Raw genomic sequence first — 20,164 nt, 5'->3', positions numbered from 1 at the left:
TCCGCGGCGATAGCCATTATTGCAGCCCGCAGGTCATCGACTGGTGCCGCGCCAACGACGTCGACTTCATCTTTGGCCTCGCGCCCACCACGACCCTGCGCAAGCATGTCGCGGATCTGGAGGCCAGCACGACGGCGCGCTTCGAAGCGTCGGCCAAGACAGGCAAGGTCCGCAGGTTCAAGGAGTTCGTTGACGGCGCCGCTAGTTGGAGCCGCGTCGAGCGCATCATCGCGCGGGTCGGGTCGGCGCCCAAGGTGGCGATATCCGCTTCGTCGTCACCAACCTTGCCGGTGGGAAGGCCAAGGCCCTCTACGAGGATGTCTACTGCCGGCGCGGCGCGGCCGAGAACCACATCAAGTCGTGGAAGACGCATCTCGCCGCCGACCGCACATCCTGCACCAGAGCGACGGCCAACCAGTTCCGGCTATTCTTGCATGCCGCTGCTTACTGGTTGATGTGGGGCTTGTGGGCCGCGATGCCGAGGCGCTCGAACTTTGCCGTCGCCCAATTCGACACGCTGCGATTGCGCCTCATCAAAATCGCTGCGCGGGTGGTCGAGATGAAATCGCAAATCCGCCTGCACCTGCCGACATCGTGCCCCGACCAGCGCATCCTGCGCATCGTCCTCGATCGCATCCCCCAACTCGCGACATAACGATGGGGGCAGACGCCCCGAAACGAACCCGTCGACCGCAACCTGAAAACCCCCGCCTGCCATCACGACGGAGCAATCCCGGCGCCTGACGAGGCGCGTGGAAAAGCACCGCAACGGCGACCACAGCGTCGCTTCAGGCCGTCAAAAGCTTATCGCCGTGCATCAAGGCGGTTAGGTCGCCGCCCGCAGCCAGCACCCTGACCGGGCCATCGAAGCCCGCCGGCAGCACCAGCGGCTCCGGCGCGAAGCCGCGCGCGCGCCGCAACACCGAAATGCCGTGCCCGTCGAATCGCACCACGCTGTCGTCGAGCCGGTTGACAATCTCGCGGTCGTGCATCAGCCAGAAGTCGGCGATCCCGGCAAGCTCCTGCCGCGCCTCGTCATTGTCCGTGCATTGCGGCTCGCCCGAGCGATTGCCGGAGGTCATCACCACCGGACCGTCCAGCGCCCGCAGCAAGAGATGATGCAACGGCGTGTAGGGCAGCATGAAACCGAGCCGCTCGTGCTGCGGCGCCACGCCCGCCGCAACGCCGCAGCTGTCACGGCGCTTCACCAGCACGATCGGCGCCGCTCGGGCGGCAAGCGCCACGCACTCCTCGCCCGACAGCTCGGCGAATTCGGCAAGCTGCTCCAAGTCGCGCGCCATCAGCGCGAACGGCTTGCCGTTGCGCTTCTTGCGGGCGCGCAGCTGCGCCACCGCCGCTTCGTCCGTCGCGTCGCAGGCGAGGTGGAACCCGCCGATGCCCTTGATCGCGACGATGCGCCCTTCCCTGATCAGCGCCGCCGCCTCGCGGATCACCGCCTGCGGGCCGCCGCCGACCACGACGTGGTCTGGACCTTCCAACCAGACGCGCGGGCCGCAGGCCGGGCAGGCGATTGGCTGGGCGTGATAGCTCCGGTCGGCCGGATTTTCATACTCGGCCCGGCATTCCTCGCAGGTCGAAAATCGTGCCATAGCGGTCGAGCGGCGGTCATAGGGGATAGCCTTGACGATTGACAGCCGCGGCCCGCAATGCGTGCAATTGGCGAACGGGTAGAAATAGCGCCGGTCCTTGGGGTCGAGCACTTCCGCAAGACATTCCAGGCAGCAGGCGGCGTCGGGCACGATGCCGGTCTTCACCCGCCCGCCCGCACTCGCCGCTATGGCGAAGCCGCCCGCCGGCCGCAGCCCCTCAAGCGTCGCCGTCTCGATCCCGTCGATCCGCGCCAACGGCGGGCATTGCGCCTTTAGCCTGTCCGCGAAGGTCTCGAACTCGGCCTCGCTGCACCACAGCGCGATCTCCACGCCTGCAGCATCGTTCCGGACGTGACCCGATAGCCCCAGAGCGGTCGCGATGCGCCACACTGTCGGCCGGAAGCCGACGCCTTGCACCAGCCCCGTCACCCGGACCAGGCGTCCCTCCACTGCGGGCTCGGCGAGCGGCGGGCCCATTAGTGCACCGTGCACACTATGCACGGGTCCAACGACCGCACGATGTGCTGGACTGCAACCGGCTCGGTCTCGCCGAGCCGCACCGGCGCACCTTCGAGCGCCAGCTCCAGCGGGCCGCGATTGCCGGCCCAGTCGCGTGGCGAAAAGTTCTGCAATGCGTAGAGCAGGTCGATGTGCGCGTGGTGGCGGCGACGAACGGCGATCTGGAGGAAGAGCTGCACCCCGTTGTTCAGCGTGAGCGTGAGGTTTTCCGGATGACAGAGCTTGGTGATGTACTGGTAGATGCCGGCCTCGTTGATGCCGTCGATGGTGTCATGCGCGTCGGTGTAGCCCGAGATGATCATGCGCACGATGTCCGGCCAGCGGGTGCGCGCCTGCTTCAGGAACTCGGTGCGGCAGGTGCCGGCTACGCGCTGGTCACACAGGATGATCTGGATCCATTCCATCTCCAGGATCGAGCTGGCGGCCTTGGTGTCGCTGGCGACGTGGACATCGAAATCCTCGCTCAGGACGCACCGTAGCGCCTCCAGCGAGCGGATTTCGTCGTCGACGATCAATATGCCCGGCAGGTCGCTCACGATGCCTTTTTCCTTCCCTCCCGGCCGGCCTGCCAGGCGACGTCGCGGTGGCGGGCGATCGTCACTGGGGGGCGCGACTTCGGCACCTTGTGCACGAAATTATGCCGCGCGACGTGGTAGCTTGGGTCGAAGCCGTAGAAATTGCGGCGCATCCGCGAAAGCTCCTCCTCGCGATAGGCGCAAAGCGGCTTGGCCGCCTCGTCGGCTGCGCGCCGGGCTTGTTTTTCGGCGAGCAACCCCGGAAACTCTTCGCTCCCGGCCAGCGCGGCAGCCGACGCCCTCACTTGCGCCGTAACAGCTCGCTTGCCCCGCGAACACCCGGTTGGCCAGATTCAGATTCAGCGCCTCCTTCGCGCCCATCGGCAGGCGCGCCGCCGCGATCCGGCGGGCATTCTCAGTCCCGCAGCAGCTCGGCAGGAGATAGGTCCAGAACTCCGAGCCGTAGAGATTGCCCATGTCCTTGTAATGCGGGTTGAGGATGACGCTCGAGCGCATCCAGAGCTGGTCGGTGCTGCGGGCGAGAAACACGCCGCCCGCTGCCGCATTTCCGGCAAGCGCTGCTACGGTGATGTTTGCTTGTCGTGCGGATGATCGCGTCGGCGAGGTCGTCGATGGCATTGATGTTGACCCAGGAATCGTCGGCCGCGCTGTCGGCCGCCTCGATCCGGTTGAGGTCGAGCCCGTTGGACCAGAACTGCGGCCCTCCGCACAGCACGATCGCCCTGGTCGGACGCTCCGTCGCTTTTGTATAAGCTTCCAAAAGTCTTCGACAGGCGTCCTTTCCCATTGCACCGTTATAGAAGGGGAGGTGCAGATAGCCGACCGCAGCTTCTTCTTCGTAGATGATGTCCTGATAACCGCCCGGTGAATTGAGCGGGATCTCCGGCAGGCCTGCAACTTCCTTCGCGAAGACCATGGTCGCCGGCAGCTTGAACGGGTGTGGCGAATTGGGATGCCGGACATGGCCGATCCACAACGCGCCGTCGACGGTGACGATGGCGATCCCCGGCCCGCTTCTGGCGACGACCACTCCCGGCTCGGGGAGCGATATCTTGCCCCGTTCACCCCGCGCGAGAGGCAAGTCACCCCCTGGTTCACGTGCGTCTCGCGCGTCGAAAAGGAAGACCGTTTCGCCGAAAAGTTCGTCCCGCACGCCGGGCGCGCCGTCGGCTGCTGCGATATTCTTCAGCACCGTTTCGGTCGTGTCGGCAGCCCAATCGATCCGCCGGTCCGCCTGTTTGATCGCGTCCCGCCACCGGCCCAGCGGCGCTACAGATTGTTCTTCCAGGGCAATCGGCTTTTCGCCCTGCTTGAACCGCGCGATCGCTTCGAGCACCGCCGTCACCGCCGCGTCGGTCACCTCGTTGCTGTAGAGGCTCGATTTCGTCGCCTTTCGCATCGCGAAGGTGGCGCTCGCCCAGACCGGCCCCGCATCCATTTCGGCCGCCGCTTCCAGCACCGTGACACCCCACTGCGTCGCCCCGTCCACCATCCCCCAGTTCAGCGCGGAGGGGCCGCGGTCGCCGACGATGCCTGGGTGAACGATCATACAGCATCGATTTTCATAGACTTCTTTCGGGATTGCCCGCTTCAGAAAGGGGGCAATAACGAGGTCCGGCCGAAACAAATCTACCGCCTCCATGGTCCGCTCGTCGTTGACGTCCATCTCTACCGAGACCTCGTGTGCGTGCTCGCCAAGCGCCACGAAAATCCTCTGACTCAAGGCGTTGAAGGCGGTGACGAGAAGCAGAATGCGCATCTTCAGCAGATCCTCGGGAGCTGTTCCCCGGCGATCCAGTCGACCACGCGCATACCGCCAAGTCTCGTTTTCATCCGCACCAGCGCATGCTGGTCTGTGACGACTTCGCCAAGGATTGCGGCATCCCGGCCCTTGGGATGAGCGCGTATCTCGGCGAGCAAAGTCTCCGCGTCTTGCGCCACGCAGATGGCGATCAGCTTGCCCTCGTTGGCAACATTCAGCGGGTCGAGGCCGAGCAGTTCGCACGCCGCCGCGACCTCCGGCTTCACCGGAACCGCCGCTTCCCGGATTACCATTCCGACCTTGGACTGCACCATCATCTGCGTGGCGATGCCGGCGTGGTCCATGCCGGGCTGCCACAGCACGTTCTTGCCGCGCATGCGCTCGAAGCGCACCAGAATATCCTGCAGCGTGTTGTTGAGCGCATGACCCATATGCAGCGAGCCGGTGACATTCGGCCGCGGGATGACGATGGTGAAGGCTTCAGCCCCTTCCTCGGCGCCTGCGCCGGCACGAAACGTCTTTTCAAGCGTATTATGTTTTTTTGTGCATAGACCAACGAGTTGAACGGCGGCCCCATAAATCGCCGATGTGATAGGTCGGGCAAAGGCGTCCACCAACTCGTACTTGTCAAGACGATGCCACCCTTGATCTTGCACCCGCCTCCGATACCAGCGATGCGCTGCGTCGTATGCTCATGCCTGTCAGGATGGGATGGGCGCTGCTAGCACCGTGGCAGTTTGACAACCCGGCCATCGGGGCGGTAGCACCGTACAAGGCCAAGAATGGCAGGGCAGACCGCACCCCATCGGGCTGCGCGACCCAGACCAGCTGACGCCCAACTGGCACACTCATCGCGCATCAGCACCGTGGATGCGACATCTACTTTGTTTACTTTGTTGCGAGCGCGATATCGGAACTTGGTTGTGACGCAGCTGTGCGTAAGCGCACCGCTGTCAGCAAGTGAGTGAGCGAAAGAACTACGTGGTGGAGGTGAGATGTCATGCGGCGTCAAGATTCCCCGCCCTTTGCGGCAAACACACTGATTCCTCTTCAGAATCCGGTCTTTCGTTCGATCTGGACAGCCACGCAGATATCCAGCCTTGGCTGGCTGGTGCAGAGCGTGGCTATAAGCTGGCTTATGGCAACGATTTCAACCTCCGATCTGATGGTTGCGCTCGTGCAGGCTGCATCGACACTGCCCGCCTTCTTCTTGTCGATCCTTGCTGGAGCGATTGCAGACAGCTTCAGCCGCCGCGGCGTGATGCTTGCCGGACATTGCCTGATCGCATTGGCATCCACGGCGCTGGCTCTCTCTGTTGGACTGGGCTTTGTCAGTCCATGGCTGATCTTGGGACTGAGTTTCTTGGCGGGATGCGGCTTTGCCTTGAATGATCCAGCCTGGCACGCCTCGGTCGGCGACATCCTGGAAAAGCGCGACATACCCGCTGCAGTGACGCTGATGTCGGTGGGGTACAACGTGGTTCGGAGCATAGGACCGGCGCTGGGCGGTGTAATTTTGGCTTTGCTGGGCCCCCTTACGGCTTTCGCCTTCGCTGCGCTGACCGACCTGGCCCCGTTGAGCGCTGTACTGCGCTCCAAGTGGCAAGTTCGCTCTTCGCCTCTTCCGCGCGAGCGGATGACGACGGCCATTCATGATGGCATGCGCTTCACGGCAATCTCCTCGGAGATCAGAGTGGCGATCGTGCGTGCAACCCTGTTCGGGCTGTCAAGCATCTCGATCCTTGCTCTGCTCCCCCTCCTGGTTCGCGACCAACTGGCCGGGGGGCCAATTGTTTACGGCGTCCTGTTGGCCGGCTTCGGCACTGGCGCCTTCATCGCAGGCATTGGCAATAGCTACTTGCGACGCATCACGTCCCAAAATCGATTGATCACGCTCGCGTCCGTTGCTTGCGCAACGTGTTGCCTTTTACTGGCTCTCACATCATCGGTGGCTGTAGCAGCGATCGCGCTTGCAATCGCTGGCGCAGGCTGGGTTGTCACCTGGACCGGAACCGACGTGTGTGTGCAGTTGGCAAGCCCAAGGTGGGTCGTTGGTCGCACCCTGTCGATCTATTACGCCCTGACCTACGGCGGCATGGCAGCGGGCAGCTGGATCTGGGGTGCTGTCGCGCAGTACTATTCCCTGACGTGGGCTTTGGAAGGTGCTGCAGCGGCGCTGTTGCTGGTCGCAGCTGTGGGAAAGCTATTGCCGGTACGGCTATGGGAGGAATCGGATCAAGGGGCCTTCGACTTCAGGCCACCAGAACTGGCCCTCGATTTGAAGCCCAGGAGCGGCCCGATCGTGATCAAGGTGGAGTACTCGATACCCGAGGAGAATATCGAAGAATTTCTGAGCTGCATGCGCGAAAGGCGGCGCGTTCAGAGCCGTGCCGGTGCGCGGGACTGGACCCTCCAGCGCGATCTTCAGAACTCGACTCTTTGGACCGAGACATTCCGCACGCCGACATGGACGGACTATCTTCGTCTAAACCATCGGCTAACGGTGACTGACAGGGAGGTAGGCGAGCGCCTTGCCGCTCTGCAGGTCGGTGATTCTCCTCCTCGTCTCTCACTTTCGATCGAGCGGTCGACAAGCCCCGCCCCCGGCAGCCAAGTCCAGCCTGTGCCCTTTGTATCGCGCCCGTAAGGAAACCAGTAACTTTTCTGGGTTCGGGTTCGGACACGGGAATGGCCGAGACCTACTCCTTCTTTCGTCGGGTCTGCCCGGATTGCCATACGTTGCGGCCGGTTAGGCGAGCATGAGGATGTGGCACGTATGTCCACCACGGGCCCATGTCCAGCCCCACCGCCTCTGCCATCAGATCGGCTTGGGCACGGGTTCAGGTCGCCTGTCCCCCTGCATCGCGGCGAGCAGCGGGCAGCAAGGGGGCGGAGGGGTCTCCCCGGTCTGCACGGAGCGAAGCGGGCAGACGGAGGAATCCGCCAGCGGCGGCTTGCTGGGAGAGGGCCGCGCGCCTCTTTCCCCTCCCTCACAAAACGTGCCGCCAAGCACGTTCACGTCGGCGCAGCCGTGCCGCAGATGCGCCGCAACAAAGAAGGCCTACAAGGCGGAAGCATCGAAATGTCCTGCAGCGGGACCAATTCAGTTCGGTGCTGGAGAAAGCGGTCAACAGGCGGCCGTAGGAGCACCAGCATAGCGCCGCCGTCAGGCGCGATGCGGACCGACAGCCCCCGGCGAAGGGCGCTGATTGATCGATCGAAATTGAATCGAGTCATTCTATCAGCTGACATAATCCATGAATTACTCACGATGCTTCAGCGCGCGCCTGGATTTTATGAATTTAGCTGCAGCGAAGGTCCCGGTGGTGCGGTGGAAGCGCACCCGGGGCATCTTGGACTTATTTGATGCAGCCATCCAGGACTGCTGCATTGCCACAGCAATGGTCACAACCTGCTAGGCGGGCTTCTGGAGATGAACGCGACAATCGGTCAGACGCGCTTCTATTGGCTGCGGTCGCGCCAGACGGTCGCGGAGCTTCAAATCTGATGGGGCTCCCGAGCGAACTGCCGTCCTACGAGCATTCGGGACCGATCCCGGCCTACAGGCACGCCTTACTTCGGGCGGCGGATCAAGTGATCCGTGAGGGGAATGCCACGCCGGCATGGCTCGCCAATGACTTCAATGCAAGTGTCGGGAGTCACTTAATTAAGCATAGCTCCGCGACACATATCCCAGGCCGCGCACAATCCTGCCAATTGTCATCGCTGTGACAACAATCGCCGCACCAAGCAAAGTGGCGACCCCAATTCTGCTCGTGAGATCCCAAAGTTCTCCGAACGGTATTAGATCCATGAAGCGAAACACGGCACCCTTGAAGCAGGTAAAGCAGCAGTGTGCTCTGACCAAGCTCCACCGCGACAAAGCGAGCTACGCGAGTTGAATAGCCAACTCTCCAGCATAGGAATATAAGCTGCATCGCCACTGCAGAAGTTGCTACCGAGCCAGCGAACATCAGCAACACTTGTTTGGCCGACTGTGCATCGTAGATGAAAACGAGATTGTTGTAGACGTACGTCTCCTTTCCCCAAACAAGAAAGCACATGAACGCAGCCATCGAAAGTAACACCACAAAAATAGCCTTGTGGCGCCTGATGCTAGCTGCCTGCCATCCGATCGGCTGCGCAAACAAGAACCCCAAACAAAAGAACGGGTATGTGTATCGTACCAACGGGGCTATTGACCACGGGACGGGCGCGAATGCGATCGCAATTGCAGATGCGCCTATGATCCACACCGACGAGCCATTGAAAGTCGTGAGCAACTTAATAAGGACGAAGGACGCGAAAGCTGCCCAGATGAACCAGTATGTGCCAATGAACTCCCTAAAAAAAATCCAACATTCCACTGGTTAAACTGTTCGCCGAAGACATTACGGCGGCCTTCGATATCCAAATCAACGCACACCAAAAAAGCATGGGCAATACTAGTTGCACTGCTCGATCACTGACGCCTTGGCGGAACGATTTGCGCAGAATCGCTCCCGAAGAAAGATATCCACTTATCGCCATAAAAAGAGGCATGTGAAACATGTAGATTGACTTAAAATATGGCGACAGCCAAAAGGCGTCAGTGCCTCGATAGATAACATATTGCAATAGATGCCCAACTATCACCAAGATAATGAGTACGCCTTTGGCGAAATCGAAGCTTAGGTCTCGGGGCTTTGTCCCTTCTGGGCGCGAGTCGCGCCCCTTCGAACCGACTGTTATGTGATTAAGCATCAGGCCTCCAGCTATGTCTTGCCGTTATTGCTTCCGCTTTGGTTCTAGAGTGGTTCACGCACGGCATAGGGGCTTTTGGATTCCCATTCTGGATTCTCGCACCCCAATCCAGCCGGTAATGGAGAGGATGGATGGCCGCAGCACGACAGAAGCCGAACAGGCCTGTTCTAGGCTAACAGGCCGAAATATTTCCATTGAACTTCGTCCTCATCGCCTCAATAGCGGCAGTGCCGCCGCCTGGAATGTAGATCAACCGGAACTCAGGGCTCGCGCCGGCCAACTTCGATTGGTTTCGAATGGTCAAGCGGCGCCGGTCGGTCCATAAGCCTTCCTGAAGAAACGGACGGTATCCGCTATTCTCTTTGGTCGGTAAAATCGATTGTGTTTATGGAACGCATGCGCACGATGGATACATGCGCATCAGGCGCACGTGACTGCCCACGGATAGGACTTTGCTTCGGGGGTCACCCTCCTTTCGCGACTCTTGCAGTGCATGGATGAGGCGGCAATTCCCGTGGTGCAGCACCTTTCGAGCGCGTGCCACAAATCGCTGGGTTCGACCTGCGCGGCGACTGGGTGGAGATCCGCCTGATCTAAAGCGTCACCCATCCGACGGGCAACATCTCACGACGCGCCGAGCGGCTTGGTCAAGCATCCGCACTGGCCGATCTTGCGGGGCGTGCGATCGCCTCCTGATAGTATTCGAGCAATACCTTCTTGAAATCGGCCTGTGCCGGGAATTTGTCGTAAAGCTCATGGTGGCGACTCCCGCACGCGCGCAGGACAGCCGACAGATCGCGCATCTTGGCGATCAATCCTGCCATTCGGCCCGTCGTTCTTCTTTATTCCAATCGAGATCGTAATCAGGTCCGGCCGGTCACGCAGTGAAGTGTTCTCCCTTCGAGCAGCCACGTCAGCGCCGCTCAGAATCTTCGACGAGCGCGCCAGGACAGCATCGATCTCCGCAAATTCTTGCCAGCAGATCGTCCTCACATCATCATGCCCTTGGCTTCAACCGGGCTGGTGCCCTCCCCTTCCCGGCTTTTTGTCCCGACGCTCGGGTCGCGCCGCCCGGCCCGGTCAAGGCCAAAAAAATCGTCGCGGCTGAGCGCCCACTCCGGCTGCTGCCAAATATTCGTCGGCGGGTTCGCAGCACCGCGGGCGCAGGGGTGAGCTCGTGGGTAGGAGTGCGGATGGAAGTAGGCGATGCACATCGTCACCAGCACCTCAGATTGTGTGAGGTCCACGGCTCACTCGTTTCCGCCGACGGCGGCGCGGCGGGCGTCGGTATACGCAGAGCGGGTCCGTCGCCTTGGCCTCATTTTCGTGGCAATGGCAAGCACCCCGGTCCGGGCGGCGCCGAGTTGGGCGGAAAGATCGACGGCGCGCAACGCGGGGCTCCTACGCGCCGAGCAGGTTTTCCCCCGGTCTGACCCGGCCTCGACTCCAGATGGATGCCGCAATGACCGTCGCGGCCCGGCGCGATTGATCGGGTCTCATGCCCAAAGCTGCCTCGGTGCCCAGTAGCGGCACCGCATGGCCCCACCCAGGCGCTGCGCCAGTAAAGCGTCGGCGAGCCAGCATCCGACGGTGCGTTCGAAGCGATCTCATTCGGCGGCCGTGCGGCAGCGGAAGCTGCCGAAGCTCGTCTGGCCAGGTCGCTGACCACCTCGTCGTCGCGGGCGACGACCGAAATCTTCCCACCGCAGCGAGGTTTCTCCCGTTAGAAGATCCTCGGCGGGATGGGCTGCCAGTTCACGCCCGGCCAACAGCATCCGGCCCGCGTGGCCGACCTCGTCTCCCGGTCGTGTGAGCAGAAGAGCATCGCGAAGTGCGGCTTCATCCTCGACGCCGCGAGCCTGCTTCGCCGTACCACGGCCGCCGAAAGCCCTAGGCGCTGTCACCAGGCGCCAGCCCACCTCTCTAGCTGGCGGACCATCGCATCGAGCGCGCCGATGGCCGTACCGGCAGTGATTGCAATGTCCTCAATGCGCCGCAACTGTTTGGGTCGGGGGCAGCCCTGCGCAACCAGGCCGGCACCGCCGTCGTCGGCGCGGCTTCCGTGGCACCGGGAAGAGTGCCGTGGTGGCGCAGGAGGGTTTTGGCTCAGAATCATGGAACACGATGAATGATCGCGGCGCTTTTTGTAGAGCGAACGATAAGTCTTGCACGACCAGCCATTTATCCCTCGCCAAATCAATGCCGCGGGCAAATTAGCAGGCGAACTCCGTCCGGACTGAGTTCCCGTTTCAACGCGGGCAAAAGAAGTTGTGTAGCCATGTCACGAAATGCTTGGTCCGCTTCTCTGCCGGCCGATGGTCCATGAAATCCCCTCCCCACCCACGACACCAGACACCTCCTTGCCAATATGCCGATCAAGCACTGGCCTCCATGGTACCAGCGTGAACTCGCGCGCCTTCTCGACTATGACGTACTTGCCGCTGGCAAGGTCGATCGATCGGCGCAATCGACCCTCTATTCGATCACCAGGCTGCGCTTCGGAATACGAGAGTCCGAGTTCGTCAGACAGTTGACCGGCAACACGGTTCAGCTCACGTTGACGCAGGATCGAAAGCATGTTGACGCGATAGACGATCCGGTCCTGCTCTTCCCGAGCAAGACCTTGCGCAATCAGCCACTGCCGTCGGCGGCCTTGCGCCTCTCGGACATCGCGGCCGAAACCAGAGCTGTGCAAGGCCTCCGGTGTGTCGGAAACCAGCTCTCGATCGAGCCAGGTGGCGCCGTCGAAGCTGACTTGGCTCTCCAGCAGCATTGATGAGAGCTTGTCGACGGCAACAGGCTCGGCCCTCGCTCGCTGACGCTCGTAGCCCGCGACGCGATCGAGATGGTCCGGCGCGATAGTCCATGTACCGTCCGGCTCGCGCTCGACACCATCGGTCGCCCGGCGGATCGCCTCCAGTCGCCGCACGTGCGTTTCGGCAAAGCGTTCGGTGGCCGATTGGTCATGCTTGAGATGGATATCGATGCTGTAGCGCCCGTCATGGGCCGTGGCGATCTCGGCGATTGTGCGGTCGACTTGCCTTGGCCCGGTGTCCCTCGGCGTGACCCGCACTATGCAGCCCTCTGGCGTCGGTTGGGTGGCCTCGCCTTTGCCGATATCAACATAGTGGCTTTTGCCGTCCACGCCGTCGACGACGAGGTAATGGCGGTCAGTGATTTCGTCGGCCAGGCCGCGCGCAACGATGCGGCCGACGACAGGCTGCATCTGCTCTGCAGATCGATCATGGACAAGATAGTCGGCGGCACTGCGGGCGAGCCCCCTGCCGGTCAGTTCGCGGTGCATGGTCTTGATGATGTCGCCGCGCTCGCCGATGCGGCGCAGCGTCGCTTCAAGCTCGCCATCAAGGCGCCAGCGGCCCGAGCCGACTTCCTCAGCCAGACCCATCCGCTCGAGCTTGCGCAGGCGGCCCTGGTGCAGCGTCTGGCGAAACGTGTCTCGGCTGGCCGGTGAGACATGCCCGTCATCGTCGCGCATGCGGAGCAGCTGCCGATCGATGCTGGTGAAGCGTTCCCGCTCCATTTCCTGGCGCAGGCGTTGCTCGATCTCGCGGTCCGTTCTCGGGCCAAGGTCGAGGCTGACCAGCTCGGCCGCCCGTTCACGGATTCCAGACGAGATGTAGTCCCGCGCGATGACGAGGTTTTCGTCGCGGTCGTCCTTGCCGCGGACGATAATATGGGTATGCGGATGACCAGTGTTGAAATGATCGACGGCCACCCAGTCGAGCCTGGTGCCGAGGTCTTCTTCCATCTGCGCCATGAGGCGCCGCGTGAGCGGCTTCAAGTCATCATACTCGATGCCGTCTTCAGGGGCGACGATGAAGCGGAACTGATGCCGGTCGCCATCGGCACGATCGATGAAGGCCTTACCATCGACGCGGTCGCTGTCGGCGCTATAGAGCTCGCCAGGCTCGCCTTCGCGGGTGACGCCGTCGCGCTGGAGGTAGCGAAGGTGTGCACGTGCCCCGTCAACACCCTTGCCGGCCAGCTTGACGATACGCGCCTTGACGACGGCGCGCCGCTGCCGAAACGCCGCGTGGCGGTCGCGCGCTCTGAGAACGGCGGCAGCAGCCCCGCCGCGCCCCGCCCGGCTTCCGATGAAGCGGCCACGGCGACCGCTGCCGCCGCCGGCTCGGTTGATCGCGGCGCGGATCTGGCCGGCGAAACGCTTGCCTGCCTTCGAGCCGCGCGATCCGATTTTGCCCAGGCTCGGCTTGAACTCTTCATCCTGCATTGAGCCTCCTAGTAATCTTGAGCAAAATCAGAGGGTTGTCGGAAGCAGCTCTCCTGACGCTGAAGACAGCCTCCGTGAAAAACGATGTGCAGACAAAGACTTCGCCGCCTCCAGGAGGCGATGCCTTTATCTTGCCTTCCGCGGACCTGCCTCCCCGCCCCCGCCCGACCCACGGTACCCCTGCCCTCACCTGCGATCCGGCCGGCCTGACCTTGCTCGCTCCGATCCGAGCGGCACCACAATTTGGCCATTCGGATCGGTCGCGGAAACACCGTTTCGCAGGAAAAACAGCGACTGCCCGGACGGGATTTCCGGCGCTTTTCCGGAACGGGATTTGACGGTGAACGCGTCCATGTCGGCGGCCGAGATCCCCGCCGCCTTGAGGTCTTCCAGATACGAAACCGTCTCGCTGGGCAGCGGTCGCCCACGCTGCAAATGCTGTTCGTAGCGGTCCGGCCCAGCGTTATAGGCGGCAAACAGGCCGGGAAAGCCGAAGCGGTCATACATGGCGCGCAGATAGGCAGTGCCTGCCAGAATGTTGTCGCGAGGGTCGTGCGGACTGGCTCCCAGGCCAAGCTCTGCGCGAATCTCCTCGTAGGTGCCGGGCATCACCTGCATGAGGCCAATGGCGCCGGCGCTCGACGTGATCGGCCGTCCATTCAGCTTTGTCTGCCCCCGGCTTTCGGCATCCATGACGGCATAAATCCAGGGCTGTGGAATGCTGAAACGCCGGCTTGCTTCGGCTACGTAGTGCTGCCATCTTGCCAGCTGCGGACCACGGGAGATGGCGGCCGGCTGAGCGTCGGTCGCGGCGGAACAGGCGCCTGGCGCTATCGCGACCATGCCCAGCATCAGGAGGGTTACTCGGTCCACAGCGGCACGAGCCTCCCGATGATATTTTCGGCCGGCACCGGCCCGAAATAGCGGCTGTCGAAGGAGCGATTTCTATCGTTGCCGAGCAGGAAAAACTCGTCGGCGGCGAGCTTGCGGCAGGCATTCCACCAAGGCAGCGGACGGTGCTGCGTGTCGGTTGCCAGCCGGCGCGCGACGATCTCGCCGCCGATGATGATGGCGTCGCCGAAGGCGCAGACATGCTCGCCAGGCAGCGCGGCAAGGCGCTTGACCAGCGGCACGTTGCTGGGCAGATAGAAGCGTTCGGCGGCGAGATCGGCGACCGGTTTTGGCGGGCGGACGAGCACGAGGTCGCCCCGAGCCGGTGATCCGGACGCGACGCGATAGAGGCCGACCGGCGCACTGGCCGAGGCGTTCCAGACCAGCCAGGGCGATGGTTTGCCGAAGGCGGCGAAGCCGATCAGGCCGAGGCCTATCGTGGCCACGGCGATCGTCTTGCGCGCCCGAATGCGCCGCAGATGGCTGCCGATCAGACGGATAGTGGGACGCCGGCTCATGAGCGGCCTCCCTCACCGGCCGAGCCGGAATCGTGCCCGACATCCTCGGACCGGGTCTCCTGCGCGCGCCCTTTCGACCAGTCGTCGAGCTCGTCGATGTGATAGCGGACATAGCGGCCGTGCTTGCGAAATTGCGGGCCGCCGCCTTTGAGCCGCATCTTCTCCAGCGTGCGCTGGGACAGCCCGATATAGAAGGCGGCCTGCGCGGTGCTGAGAAACGGACTGCCCTTCTTCGCGCGGGCCGCGCGTTCGTTTTCGTCGTCCATGATGGTCCTCGTTTCGCTACGGACAAGCGAAGGCGAGGATCGGCGAGCGAGATCGTTTCGGGGACGGGCGAAGAGTGGGGGGCGAGTTTTCGCCGCCCCTTCCCGAAAGAGCCCCGCGCCGGGGCGGCGCAAGGCTTTCCGGATCGGCCGGTCAGTCGACCGGGTTCCAGATGATGGCGTATGTGTCATCGTCATCCTGGCCGGCGGCGCGGCCGAGATTGGCGTAGAGCTTGCGCGGGCCGAACTCGGGGGCGGCAATCGACAGGCTCACATAGTCCTTGCCGGAGGTCTCGCCGGTGCGGATCCAGCCCGCCCCCACTTCGACCCCTTGCGTCAGCACCCGGAAGTCGGGATGGGTGTCGGCGCTCTTTGCCTGATTGGGCACGATGTCGATGTCGGCGCGGACGCTGAGCGTCTTGAGCTGGCCCTTGTAGCCGCCGTTTTCCTGTTTGGTGACGTATCCGATCGCGGTCATTTTCAGTCTCCTTTGGTGCTCGCAGGGGACCATTCCCCTGCGATGGCGGACCGTGATGGGCGCGTCCGGACCGCCGGAACCGGGACGGCCGCAGCGATAGCGGAGGACCCGAGGGTGCAGCTTTTTTGAAGCGAAGCTGCGCGAGGAAGCCGCCGCAGGCGGCGGGGAAAAAAGCTGCTGGCGAGGGTTTCGGGCGGGCCGGATCCGCCCATAGGTCGTCAAGCCAGCCGCAGGGGAATGGTCCCTGAGACACATGGAGACAGGTGGCGCGATCGGTGGCACAAGAGCCGGCGGCAATGCAGGGCGCCGGCTGCGCGGGCTCTCTCGGCAACCGGATCGGACAATTGGCCCCATGCGCCTGGCGCCTCAGCAAGCAACCCGGCGTGGTGCAGGGCTGCCGAAACGGGGGCGAATTGGCGTCGGGATTTCTCGCGCGCGGCAATGGCTCGACAAGACGACCCATCGGCAGCCGGCGCGGCCCGGAGCGGCGCGCGCGACCTGAGCGGCGGCACTCGAGAGAACCGCCGCTTGGGCCCTGATCGATTATTCGCGGACGAACAGCGGCTGCACTTGTGTCCACTGATCGGCGGTGCGGAAGCCGCCGCGGCTGGTGTAGCTTTCGGCCGGGGATTTCACCCAGCGCGGCAGCCGCGCACCGTCTCGGCGTCGATCTCCTCGCGGCGATAGGCTTCGCGGATTTTGGGCAAGTGGTCGCCAAGCGCCATGAATGCGTTTGACCTTCAGGTCAGTGATGCCGAAGGTCGCAGCGATGTCTGGAACGGTGCGGCCTTGCCTGACGAGCCGCGAAAACGTCTCCCATTGCGATACTCCGTCAGGATCGAGGCGAGCGAGGTTTTCGATCAGCGAGGCTTCCAGCGCATCGGCGTCGTCATCGTCCTCCATGATGGCGCAGGGCAAGGGATCGCCTTCGCCGCGCTCGTCGGCAAGCGATTTCGCGGCGAAATAGCGCCGCCTGCCGGCGACGATCTCGAAGGTTTCCGGCTGGCCGTTGGGCAGCACAAGGAGAGGCACCAGCACGCCGCGCGCACGCACGGATGGCAGGATGTCGGAAATGTCGGGCGCGCGTTTTCATGGCGCATGTTGAGCGCGGAAATGTTGAGTTGATCCAAGGGAATGTGGGCAGCTACATGGTTACTCTCCTTCGCTTTAGTTGAGGTTGTCCCGCCGCAGAGGCCGAAGGGCGGCGCGGCGGGACGGTTTTGCGCCTATCGGCGCTGCTGTTCCGCCGTGTCGGGCGGAAGCTCGGAATGGGGCTTTGAAAGGGCGTCTGCTGCCTGCCGCAGAAGTCGCTCGGCCTCGGTGATGTGGCCGCAAATGCGAGCGGCTTCGGCATAGACGGAGAGCGTAAAGCGCGCCTGGAAATGCAGGTCGCGCTCGATGCCGAGGCCAAGCGGACCTTGTACGGATGCAAGCTCGGCCAGACTGACGCTGCCGAGTTCGGGGAAGCCGAAGCCGAGATCGCAAAGACCGAACAGCGTGTCGCCATCGGCGTCGAGTTCGCTCAGAAGCCACGTGGCGGCACCTGTCGGATCAAACAGTTTCACAACGGGAAAATGGTCGATGTCGGTGTCGGCGGCGCCATTGGCGAGCAGTCGTGTGCGCAGTGGATCGGTGATCAGGATCATGGAAAGACTCCTTGTCAGAACAGGTCGAGTTGATTTCTGCTGGCTTCATCGAAGAGGTCGACATCGAGCGGCTTTTGCGCCGCGCGCGGACACATCGGCGCGTCCATCAGGAGGGTGAGCCCGATCGCGCGTGGTGATCGGCCGAACGAAGGGAATGAGCATCTGCTCGCCTGCGGCGTCGGCTCGGTCGCGGTCAGTTGAGGATCGCGCATCGTCATGCCGCAATCCCTTCCTGCGCCTCGCCTTCGGCATCGTCCTTAAAGCCAAGCAGGAAATCGGCGGCTTTTGAGGCAAGGCTGGCGGCACGGAAGATGGCGCGGTTGTCCTCGCGCAGCACTTTCAGCCATGAGCCGATGTAATCGGCATGACGCACGGTCGGCTCGATACCGAGATTGCTGCAGACGAAGGCGGCAGTGATTTCGGCGACCAATTCTTCACGCGCGTAGGCCTTGGAGCCGAACGAGCCGGAGAGGTCGCGAGCAAGCCGCGTCGGGTGGCCGGTCCAGTGGCCAAGCTCGTGAAAACAGGTCCGGTAATAGTCGATCTGCTGATGGAACGCCGGCTGCGGCGGCACCTGAATGTGGTCGCTGCCCGGCATGTAGAAAGCGCGATCGCCGCCGACCCTGAAATCCGCGCCGCTGGCGCGAATGAGCGTCTCGGCCTGCGGCACGATCTCGCACTGAGGCAGCGGCTCGGCGGCGGCATAGAGGTGTTCCGGAAGATTATCGCACTGCGCGACATTGAAGACGGTGAAGCGCTTCAAAAAAGGCACGGCCTGTGGTTCATCGCCCGCATGGCGTGCGCGCTCCTTTTCGTCCTTGGGAACAAAGCGGTCGGCATGCACGATGGTCGTGCCGCGCTCGCCCTTCCTGACGTTGCCGCCAAGGACAAGCGCCTGCCGGAACGTCAGCCAGTTCTGGCTGGGATAGCTGCGCTCGATGACCGCGCCCCACAGGATGAGGATATTGATGCCGGAGTAAGTGCGCCCAGTGGACGCATTCCTCGGCAGGCCAAGGCCCGCCTTTGCGCTGCCCCATGGCTTGACCCATGGCACGGTGCCGCGCTCCAGTTCGGCAATGATGCGGTCGGTGATCGCCTGATAAAGGCTGGCGCCGGGGCGCCCGCCCTTGCCTGCGCCAGCCTCTGTGCTGGCACAACGCCTGCTGTTTGCATGCATGTCTTATCCTCCGCTCACCAATCGCCGCGCCTTTCCCCGGAAGCGGGGTGGGCGGCGAGTCGCGACCGGAAAGGCCCGCCGTGGTAGGCGGACCGCATCCGAAGGACCGGAACGAAGAGGAGGACCCTGAGCGGCAGCGAAGGGTTGCGGGCTGCCGCGGCGGGCCTAGAAGGGAGTGCCGCCCACCCCGCGCCACCGGGAAAGGCCAACAGACAAACCGCGCCGCCCGCAAGGGCGGCGGCCGTCACAGCCCGAAGGGCTGCCCGCGCCAAGGGGCGAAGCCGAATGGCCGAGACCGCCTGAGCTTGCCGAAGAAAAGCGGGCTCGGTTCACGAGCACCTGGTGCGCGCCAAGGCGCGCGGGCGCCCGCCAGGACGGCAGGCTGGACAGATTTTTCGCACGGATCATCGTCAAGCGCCGCAGTTACGTCGAGAAACTCGACGACATCGCCGCCGTGCGCGCGGCTTCCTCCGAACAACACCAGCGCTCGCCTTTCAACAGGTTGAGGCGCGTGTCCCAGTAATATTCCTGTCCGGGATCATGATAGACGCGCTCGCCGGTTTTGTGGCTTATATTGGCTTTTGATGTTGCAGCCGACAGCGGCAGGGTCGATTCGAAGGCAAGAAAGCCAGCCAGGAGTTGTCTTGATAGCGATGGTTGCCCACGCCCCTCCCTCCGAAGAGAGAATGCGACGTTTGCAGCCTGGAGTTACAAGTGGGGTCTAATTCACCGGTCCTGTTCCGAACCATTGAATGAACGACGCATCCTTACCCGTGATGTCCTTCACCGTCCTTAACAGCGCTTCATGGGTGCGTTGGAGAGCCCGGTAATGGTTGCTGGTAGGTGATAGAAGCGGCTGGACGATGCTCTTGTGCAGCCGTTCCGCCTCCGCCAGAAAGTGCTCGATTTCAGCCTGTGAAAGCTGCTGGGAAAGTTTGGTCCTAGCCATTGCGATCTCCGTTGAGGAATCGCCCCCCTAGGACTATCATCCTATATCGGCATGGCATGGTAAAGACCCACCCGCAGCGGAATGGCAGCTTGCCGAAGAAAAACGCGCTCGGTCGACGAGCACTGGGGCGAGCCGTTAGGCGCGCGGGCGCCCGCTAGGACCGCAGGCTGGACAGAATCTCGCACGGATCAGCGTCAAGCGCCGCAGTTAAGTCGAGAAACTCGATGACGTCGAGACGCCGTTCTCCACCCTCGTACTTGGCCACGAAGGATTGGGGACGATCAAGCTTCTCGGCCACCTGCGCCTGAGTCAGGCCTTTGGCCTTGCGCAGGGAGACCAACTGGGCCAGAAACCGCTGGTGGCGGGGCGATCGAAGAGACTTGGGCATGTAGGCGAACCGGTCGGGTAAAGACCGGATCAGCGACTAATCCCGGTTTCGGATTATCCCATTTTGGGATATGCTGCGTGTGCTCAACAGGCGAGGTTGGCAGCAGGCATGAATCGAACAATGGGAACAGATGAGACTCGAAGCTCAACGTTGAGCGACGAAGTCCCCTGGTCGGAGAGCCTGACGGCCTACGACAGGCAGCATTTCACGATCTACCTGCGGATCCTGGATGCCTGCGCCGACAATGCCAGCGAAGAGGAGATGGCCGATCGCATTCTCGGCATCGACCCGTCCATTGAACCGGTCCGCGCCCGCAAGGCTCTTCGCAGCCATATCGACCGTGCGAACTGGATGGTGACGACTGGCTACAAGGAACTGTTCGCCGGCTGACGCACAGCACGGACTTTCATGCTCTTCAAACAAGGAAGTTCA

At 62.8% G+C, this 20,164-nt stretch carries 20 protein-coding genes and 4 pseudogenes; 4 read left to right on the top strand and 20 right to left on the bottom strand.

Translation table 11 applies throughout. The features are described 5' to 3' along the window. A pseudogene (locus NKH36_RS30320) lies at positions 1-655 on the top strand (IS1380 family transposase); the annotation flags it as partial. Between the two features lie 133 nt (positions 656-788). Here NKH36_RS30320 and hypF read toward each other — a convergent pair. The 5 genes and pseudogenes from hypF to NKH36_RS30290 form a co-directional block, all read right to left on the bottom strand. Further along, on the bottom strand, positions 789-2,087 hold the full coding sequence (gene hypF, locus NKH36_RS30315; RefSeq protein ID WP_352965689.1) for a carbamoyltransferase HypF: 1,299 nt from the start codon (positions 2,085-2,087) through the stop codon (positions 789-791). Beyond that, complete coding sequence (locus NKH36_RS34940; RefSeq protein ID WP_502912145.1) at positions 2,087-2,665, bottom strand: response regulator; 579 nt, start codon at positions 2,663-2,665, stop codon at positions 2,087-2,089. Before NKH36_RS34940 ends, hypF begins: the two co-directional genes overlap by 1 nt. Next, complete coding sequence (locus tag NKH36_RS30300) at positions 2,662-2,901, bottom strand: hypothetical protein (RefSeq protein ID WP_352965686.1); 240 nt, start codon at positions 2,899-2,901, stop codon at positions 2,662-2,664. The genes NKH36_RS34940 and NKH36_RS30300 overlap by 4 nt, the downstream gene beginning before the upstream one ends. A 158-nt stretch (positions 2,902-3,059) precedes the next feature. Beyond that, positions 3,060-4,424 (bottom strand): formyltransferase family protein, encoded by a 1,365-nt coding sequence (locus NKH36_RS30295; RefSeq protein WP_352965685.1) that lies wholly within the window; start codon positions 4,422-4,424, stop codon positions 3,060-3,062. 2 nt (positions 4,425-4,426) lie between these two features. Beyond that, positions 4,427-4,942, bottom strand: a pseudogene (locus NKH36_RS30290) (class I tRNA ligase family protein); the annotation flags it as partial. Positions 4,943-5,427: 485 nt separating this feature from the next. Here NKH36_RS30290 and NKH36_RS30285 point away from each other — a divergent pair. Both NKH36_RS30285 and NKH36_RS30280 read left to right on the top strand, forming a co-directional pair. After that, positions 5,428-7,074: an MFS transporter gene (locus tag NKH36_RS30285; protein WP_352965683.1), complete on the top strand. Its 1,647-nt coding sequence runs from the start codon at positions 5,428-5,430 to the stop codon at positions 7,072-7,074. Positions 7,075-7,842: 768 nt separating this feature from the next. Continuing rightward, positions 7,843-8,078: pseudogene (locus tag NKH36_RS30280) on the top strand (hypothetical protein); the annotation flags it as partial. A gap of 16 nt (positions 8,079-8,094) precedes the next feature. Here the strand turns inward: NKH36_RS30280 and nolL are convergent. From nolL to NKH36_RS30205, 15 genes and pseudogenes are all read right to left on the bottom strand, one after another. Continuing rightward, a pseudogene (nolL, locus tag NKH36_RS30275) lies at positions 8,095-9,170 on the bottom strand (nodulation factor fucose acetyltransferase NolL). Between the two features lie 647 nt (positions 9,171-9,817). After that, positions 9,818-9,994: a hypothetical protein gene (locus NKH36_RS30270; RefSeq protein WP_352965681.1), complete on the bottom strand. Its 177-nt coding sequence runs from the start codon at positions 9,992-9,994 to the stop codon at positions 9,818-9,820. Between the two features lie 165 nt (positions 9,995-10,159). Then, on the bottom strand, positions 10,160-10,417 hold the full coding sequence (locus NKH36_RS30265; protein ID WP_352965679.1) for a hypothetical protein: 258 nt from the start codon (positions 10,415-10,417) through the stop codon (positions 10,160-10,162). Between the two features lie 360 nt (positions 10,418-10,777). Further along, positions 10,778-11,074: a DUF1403 family protein gene (locus tag NKH36_RS30260; RefSeq protein WP_352965677.1), complete on the bottom strand. Its 297-nt coding sequence runs from the start codon at positions 11,072-11,074 to the stop codon at positions 10,778-10,780. 377 nt (positions 11,075-11,451) lie between these two features. Beyond that, positions 11,452-13,422: a relaxase/mobilization nuclease RlxS gene (gene rlxS / locus NKH36_RS30255; RefSeq protein WP_352965676.1), complete on the bottom strand. Its 1,971-nt coding sequence runs from the start codon at positions 13,420-13,422 to the stop codon at positions 11,452-11,454. Positions 13,423-13,608: 186 nt separating this feature from the next. Beyond that, positions 13,609-14,295 carry a lytic transglycosylase domain-containing protein gene (locus NKH36_RS30250; RefSeq protein WP_352965673.1) on the bottom strand — a complete coding sequence of 229 codons (687 nt, stop codon included), beginning with the start codon at positions 14,293-14,295 and terminating at the stop codon, positions 13,609-13,611. Continuing rightward, complete coding sequence (lepB, locus tag NKH36_RS30245) at positions 14,283-14,831, bottom strand: signal peptidase I (protein WP_352965671.1); 549 nt, start codon at positions 14,829-14,831, stop codon at positions 14,283-14,285. The genes NKH36_RS30250 and lepB overlap by 13 nt, the downstream gene beginning before the upstream one ends. Continuing rightward, positions 14,828-15,097 (bottom strand): helix-turn-helix transcriptional regulator, encoded by a 270-nt coding sequence (locus NKH36_RS30240; RefSeq protein ID WP_352965668.1) that lies wholly within the window; start codon positions 15,095-15,097, stop codon positions 14,828-14,830. Before NKH36_RS30240 ends, lepB begins: the two co-directional genes overlap by 4 nt. A gap of 151 nt (positions 15,098-15,248) precedes the next feature. Further along, positions 15,249-15,572: a DUF736 domain-containing protein gene (locus NKH36_RS30235; protein ID WP_023672372.1), complete on the bottom strand. Its 324-nt coding sequence runs from the start codon at positions 15,570-15,572 to the stop codon at positions 15,249-15,251. Between the two features lie 543 nt (positions 15,573-16,115). Then, the gene (locus tag NKH36_RS30230) at positions 16,116-16,625 is read right to left on the bottom strand and encodes a ParB/RepB/Spo0J family partition protein (protein WP_352965666.1); all 510 of its coding nucleotides are present in this window, start codon (positions 16,623-16,625) and stop codon (positions 16,116-16,118) included. 173 nt (positions 16,626-16,798) lie between these two features. Continuing rightward, positions 16,799-17,218 carry a DUF2958 domain-containing protein gene (locus NKH36_RS30225; RefSeq protein ID WP_352965664.1) on the bottom strand — a complete coding sequence of 140 codons (420 nt, stop codon included), beginning with the start codon at positions 17,216-17,218 and terminating at the stop codon, positions 16,799-16,801. A 14-nt stretch (positions 17,219-17,232) separates the two neighbouring features. Then, positions 17,233-17,436 (bottom strand): hypothetical protein, encoded by a 204-nt coding sequence (locus tag NKH36_RS30220; RefSeq protein WP_352965662.1) that lies wholly within the window; start codon positions 17,434-17,436, stop codon positions 17,233-17,235. Beyond that, a complete protein-coding gene (locus NKH36_RS30215; RefSeq protein ID WP_352965660.1) occupies positions 17,433-18,395 on the bottom strand; it encodes an ArdC family protein in 963 nt (320 codons plus the stop codon). Before NKH36_RS30215 ends, NKH36_RS30220 begins: the two co-directional genes overlap by 4 nt. Positions 18,396-19,116: 721 nt before the next feature. Continuing rightward, positions 19,117-19,344: a hypothetical protein gene (locus NKH36_RS30210; RefSeq protein WP_352964252.1), complete on the bottom strand. Its 228-nt coding sequence runs from the start codon at positions 19,342-19,344 to the stop codon at positions 19,117-19,119. Between the two features lie 154 nt (positions 19,345-19,498). Next, positions 19,499-19,732 (bottom strand): helix-turn-helix domain-containing protein, encoded by a 234-nt coding sequence (locus NKH36_RS30205; RefSeq protein WP_023679646.1) that lies wholly within the window; start codon positions 19,730-19,732, stop codon positions 19,499-19,501. A 108-nt stretch (positions 19,733-19,840) separates the two neighbouring features. On the opposite strand from NKH36_RS30205, the gene NKH36_RS30200 reads away from it, so the two are divergent. Continuing rightward, positions 19,841-20,122, top strand: coding sequence for a DNA -binding domain-containing protein (locus tag NKH36_RS30200; RefSeq protein ID WP_352964249.1), 282 nt, complete (start codon positions 19,841-19,843; stop codon positions 20,120-20,122). Positions 20,123-20,164: the final 42 nt, after the last annotated feature.

This window comes from Mesorhizobium sp. M1312, from assembly GCF_040318115.1.
Taxonomy (GTDB): Bacteria; Pseudomonadota; Alphaproteobacteria; order Rhizobiales; family Rhizobiaceae; genus Mesorhizobium.
The sequence above is the reverse complement of the archived record's forward strand: the minus strand, read 5'-3'. Positions and strand labels throughout refer to the sequence as shown.